We start from the raw sequence: 5678 nt of genomic DNA on the forward strand, positions 1-5678 counted from the left end.
CTCGTTGCGACCCAGCCGCATTACGGCCCAGCCTCGTTACGGCCCAGCCCCGCTGCGACCCAGCCCCGTCACGGCCCAGCCCGCTGCGACCCCCAGCCCCGCTGCGGCCCAGCCGCGTTGCGACCCCAGCAGCGTTACGGCCAAGCCGCGTTACGGCCCAGCCTCGTTGCGGCCCACACTCGTTGGCGCCTAGGCCCGTCACAGCTGAGCCCGTCACGGCCCAGCCTCGCTGCTGCTTAGCTCCCGTCACGGCTGGGGTCCGCTGCGGCTCAGTCGCGTGCCGCCACCGGCTCGGGTCGTTCGGCGCGCTCGAAGTGCATCGCGTCGTCGGCGACCGGTCCGTGCCGCAGGGTGATCAGGTCGCGCAGATAGTTCATTCGCAGGCGCCATGGCGCGCGGTCGCCCTGGATGGGGAACTTACTCGCGGAGCGCTGCACGTAGCCCGGATTGAAGTCGAGGAACAGGGATTCCGCGCCGACCGACGGGTCGCGCAACGGCACGCAGCGCGCGTACCCGCGCGCGTCCATGTGCCGGAGCAGCCGAACCACGTACTCCGACACCAGATCCGCCTTCAGCGTCCAGGAGGCGTTGGTGTAGCCGATGATGTAGGCGAAGTTCGGCACGTCCGAGAGCATCATGGCCTTGTAGGCCATGGTGTCCGAGAGCGTCACCGGCTCGCCGTCCACCGCCAGCTCGATGCCGCCGAACGCGAGCAGGTTCAAACCCGTTGCGGTGACGACGATGTCGGCGTCCAGCGTCGCGCCGGAGACCAGCCGCACGCCGGTCTCGGTGAACGTCTCGATCCGGTCGGTGACGATGTCCAGCTTGCCCTTGCGGATGGCGCGGAAGAAATCGTTGTTGGGCGCCAGGCAGAGTCGCTGGTCCCACGGGTTGTAGCGGGGCGTGAAGTGCGTGTCGATGTCGTACCCCGGCGGCAGCCAGCGCTCCTGAAAGGCGCGCAGGCGCCGGCGCACCCACGCCGGATACCGTTGGCTGAGTTCATAAACCGTGGTGGCCAGGGCCACGTTCTTGGCACGGATCACGGTGTAGGCCGCGCGCTGAGGCAGGCGGCGCCGGATCTTCATGGCGAGTTCGTCGCGCGCAGGACGGGAGACGATGTAGCTGGGGCTGCGTTGCAGCATGGTCACGTGGGCGTCCCGCTCGGTGAGCGTCGGGCCGAGGGTGACCGCGGTGGCGCCGCTGCCGATGAGCACGACCTTCTTGTTCGAGTAGTCCAGATCCTCGGGCCAGAACTGCGGGTGCACAACGGGTCCCGTGAAACGCTCGACGCCGGGGAAGTCCGGGGTGTACGGCTTGTCGTAGTCGTAGTAGCCCGCGCACGACAGCAGGAAGCTCGCGGTGAGCGTCACAGTCTCGCCGGTGCCGGTGCGTTCGGCGTGCACGGTCCAGCGGTTGTCCGCCGAGGACCACTCGGCGCGCCGCACCCGGTGCCGGAAGCGGATGTGCCGGTCGATGCCGTGCTCCGCGGCCGTCTCGCGCACGTAGTCGAGGATGGTGTCGCCGTCGGCGATCGACTTGTCGCCGAGCCATGGCTTGAACCGATAGCCCAGGGTGTACATGTCGGAGTCGGAGCGAATTCCGGGGTAGCGGAACAGATCCCACGTTCCGCCGAGGTCCGCGCGGCCCTCCAGGATGGCGTAGGTCCGCCGCGGGAACGCCCGCTGCAGATGATAGGCGGCGCCGATACCGGACAGTCCGGCCCCGACGATGAGCACATCGATGTGCTCGACAGCGGTTGTCATCGCGGTCTCCTCGATTGGACGGGTGCGCCTTCAGCCTAACGTCCCAGACAGTGGATGCGCCTTTACCGTACGCAGTCGAGATTCAGGGATGCCGGCTACCCGGCTCGGCGCGCGCGGGTTCCGTTCGGCCGCAACATAGTTGAGAGTTGTATGAATTGGCCGGTTGGAGCGGCATTCAAACGGGCGACCCGCAGTGAACTCACTCACACGATCGCGGCGCGTCGTCCGATTTTTCGCATAGCCAGTGCGATAGCTGATGATTCGCTGAATGCGTGTCCGACGGACGTGCGGGGCAAACCCGGGCACGCGCAAACCGGACCCGAAAACGGTTGGCTACCCGCACCGTTCGGCCGATACGCGCACTGTCACACATCCATAGCCAGTGGGTCACCAGTTAGTGATACCTCACGATACAGCTAGTTTTTCGAGGCCTTCCGCGCCCGGATCTACACCGAGGCATTCCTAGTTACCGTCGGGTAGTGTCCGTCGCACCGACGATCAGAGACGATCCGGAACCGTTTTCTTTCCACGATTTCCAGGAGCGCGCGTGTCGCATTCTCGATTCGAATCCATCGGCGCCTATCTGCCTTCGAATATCGTCACGACCCAGGAGCTGCTCGCCCGACTGAAGGAACCTCCGTCTTTCGATCTCGAGAAAATCACCGGGGTGCGGGAGCGCCGGGTGCACGACACGAATCCGGACAGCTACGAGGACTCCTTCGCGATCGCCATGAAGGCCGCGCAGGACTGTCTGTCCAGGTCGCGCTACGACGCGGCCGAGCTGGACGTGATCATCTCCACCTCCATCACGCGCAGCAAGCACGCCACCCGCATGTACATGGAGCCCTCCTTCGCCAGTTCGATAAGCACCCTTATCGGAGCGAAGAACGCCATAACCTTCGATGTGTCCAACGCCTGCGCCGGAATGCTCACCGGGACTTACATTCTGGACCGGATGATCCGCTCCGGCGCGGTGCGCAACGGCATGGTGGTCAGCGGCGAGGCCATTACTCCCATCGCCGACACCGCGGTGGCCGAGATTTCCGAGAAATACGATCTGCAGTTCGCGTCGCTGTCGGTGGGCGACTCGGGCGCGGCGGTCGTGCTCGACGAGGCGGTGGACGACGACGACAAGATCCACTACGTCGAGATGATGACCGCGGCGGAGTACGCGCAGCTGTGTCTCGGCATGCCGAGCGACAAGAGCCAGGGGGTTGCGCTGTACACCGACAACCGCAGAATGCACAACGAAGACCGCTTCCTTTTGGGCACCGACAGCCAGATCAACTACCTCGAGGCGCGGGGACGCACGTTCGCCGACGAGAAGTTCGACTACGTCATCCACCACCAGTTCGGCGCGGCCGCGATCCCGTGGATGAACGCCATCTGCGAGCGCGAGTTCGGCACGCCGATGCCGCCGGATCTGCGGGTCATCGAGAAGTACGGAAACACCTCCACCACTTCGCATTTCATCGTGCTGCACGATCAGCTCAGCGAGCAGAACATCCCGGCGGGCTCGAAACTGCTGATGATCCCCGCCGCCTCCGGCATCGTGACCGGCTTCCTGTCCACCACCATCTCGTCGCTGAAGGTTTGAGGTCTGTTATGGGCGTGCGTATCAAATCCGTGGGCATCAGCCGGGATACCCGGAGCAGCGTGGAGAACAGCGGCCGGGCGGCCACGCAGAGTCTGGAGCGGGCCGGGGTCCGCCCCGACCAGGTCGGCGTGCTCATCAACGCCGGCGTCTTCCGCGACGCCAACACCGTCGAGCCTGCCGTCTCCGCGCTGATCCAGAAGGCGGCGGGCATCGGCCTGGAGTACGCGAAGGACGATCCGCGCACCTTCTCGTTCGATCTCATGAACGGCGCGACCGGCGTGCTCAACGCGGTCCAGGTCGCCACGTCCATCCTGGCGACGGGCAGCGCGCAGCACGTGCTGATCGTGGCCGGCGACGGTCACCCGTCGATGACCCGCTCGGCCGCCGCCGACGACTTCCCTTACGCCACTTCGGGAGCCGCGCTGCTGCTCGAGCACACCGACGAGCCCGACGGCTTCGGCCGCGTGCACACCGTGCGGGGCGACGGCTCTCCGGCGGTCGAAGCGTACGTGGACACGGCCACCATGGGCACCGTCGGGCGCGGAGTGATGACGGTCGAGCGCGAGCCGGACTTCGCGGATCGGCTGCTGGCCGTGGCGATCGAGGCCGCGCGGGCCGCGCTCGCCGAGCACGAGGGGCAGGCCGGAACGGCGCTCATCGCCTCGACGCCGACGCCCGACTTCCCCGCGCGGCTCGCGGACGCTCTTGGCATCGACCGTGATTCGGTGCGCACGCCGGACCTGACCGACGGCGACCCGCACACCGCGTCGCTGCCGCAGGCCTACGACCGGGCCGTAACCGCGGACACCCTAAGGGATTTCACGCACGTCCTGTTCGTCGCGGCGGGCGCGGGCCCGGCCGCGGCGGCGGTGCTGTACCGGCTGCCCGCGCTCGCCGGGGCGGCTGCGTGACCTCGGCGACCTACTGGGCGGCCATCGACCGGTTCCGTGCGTTCGCGCGCACGGAACCGGATCGGGAGGCCGTCATCTACCCCGACGCGACGGCGTCGGGCGAGCTGCCGACCTACCGGCATATCACCTACCGCGAGCTCGACGACTGGTCCGAGACCATCGCCGAGCGGCTCACCGCGGCCGGTGTCGGGTCGGGCACGCGCACGATCGTGCTGGTGCTGCCGAGCCCGGAGCTCTACGCGATTCTGTTCGGGCTCTTGAAGATCGGCGCCGTGCCCGTCGTCATCGACCCCGGCATGGGGCTGCGCAAGATGGTGCACTGCCTGCGCGCGGTGGAGGCCGAGGCGTTCATCGGCATCCCGCCCGCGCACGCCGTGCGGGTGCTGTTCCGGCGCAGCTTCCGTAAGGTGCGCACGTCGGTGACCGTCGGTCAGCGCTGGTTCTGGCGCGGCGAGCGGCTGGCGGCGTGGGGCACCGTCCCGGCCGGCGGCGCGCCCGAGCGCACGCCCGCCGTGTCCGATGACGTGCTCGTCATCGGATTCACCACGGGCAGTACGGGTCCCGCCAAGGCGGTCGAGCTGACCCACGGCAATCTGGCGGCGATGGTCGAGCAGGTGCACACCGCTCGAGGTCGCGTCGCGCCGGAGACGTCGCTGATCACCTTGCCGCTGGTGGGAATTCTCGATCTGCTGCTCGGATCGCGGTGCGTGCTACCGCCGTTGATCCCGAGCAAGGTCGGCTCGACCGATCCGGCGCACGTCGCGCACGCGATCGAGCGGTTCGGCGTGCGGACCATGTTCGCCTCGCCCGCCCTGCTGATCCCGCTGCTGCGCTACCTCGAGCGGCACCCGGCCGAGCTGAAGACGCTGGGCAGCATCTACTCCGGCGGCGCGCCGGTGCCGGACTGGTGCATCGCCGGGCTGCGCGCGGTGCTGGCCGAGGACGTGCGAATCTTCGCCGGATACGGGTCGACCGAGGCGCTGCCCATGTCGCTCATCGAATCCCGGGAGCTGTTCGACGGCCTCGTCGAGCGGGCGCACCGGGGCGAGGGCACGTGCATCGGCCGCCCGGCGGACCGGATCGAGGCCTGCGTCATAGCCATCACCGACGACGCCGTCCCGTCCTGGGCGCGGGTCGAGGAACTGGCCGGCGAGCTCGAAAGCACGAGCGGCATAGGCGAACTCGTCGTCACCGGACCGAATGTCAGCACGCACTACTACTGGCCGGACGAGGCCAACCGGCAGGGCAAGATCGTCGACGGCGACCGGATCTGGCACCGCACCGGCGATCTCGCCCGCATCGACGCCGAGGGCCGGATCTGGTTCTGCGGCCGCAAGAGTCAGCGCGTGTGCACGGCCGACGGGCCGATGTTCACGGTTCAAGTGGAGCAGATCTTCAATACCGTTG

Annotated in this window: 4 protein-coding genes; 3 read left to right on the plus strand and 1 reads right to left on the minus strand. The window is 67.8% G+C overall.

Annotated features, from left to right (window positions below):
- Window positions 1-269: 269 nt before the first annotated feature.
- The gene (locus tag ON39_RS18655; RefSeq protein ID WP_051186790.1) at window positions 270-1763 is read right to left on the minus strand and encodes a flavin-containing monooxygenase; all 1494 of its coding nucleotides are present in this window, start codon (window positions 1761-1763) and stop codon (window positions 270-272) included.
- 547 nt (window positions 1764-2310) lie between these two features.
- Between ON39_RS18655 and ON39_RS18660 the strand changes: the two genes are divergently transcribed.
- The 3 genes from ON39_RS18660 to ON39_RS18670 all read left to right on the plus strand — a co-directional run.
- The gene (locus tag ON39_RS18660; RefSeq protein ID WP_040735955.1) at window positions 2311-3360 is read left to right on the plus strand and encodes a 3-oxoacyl-ACP synthase III family protein; all 1050 of its coding nucleotides are present in this window, start codon (window positions 2311-2313) and stop codon (window positions 3358-3360) included.
- An 8-nt stretch (window positions 3361-3368) separates the two neighbouring features.
- Window positions 3369-4271 (plus strand): beta-ketoacyl-[acyl-carrier-protein] synthase family protein, encoded by a 903-nt coding sequence (locus ON39_RS18665; RefSeq protein ID WP_040735959.1) that lies wholly within the window; start codon window positions 3369-3371, stop codon window positions 4269-4271.
- A partial coding sequence (locus ON39_RS18670) for an AMP-binding protein (protein WP_040735961.1) occupies window positions 4268-5678 on the plus strand: 1411 nt, incomplete at its 3' end. The genes ON39_RS18665 and ON39_RS18670, both read left to right, overlap by 4 nt.

Source organism: Nocardia tenerifensis NBRC 101015, from assembly GCF_000308715.1.
Lineage (GTDB): Bacteria > Actinomycetota > Actinomycetes > Mycobacteriales > Mycobacteriaceae > Nocardia > Nocardia tenerifensis.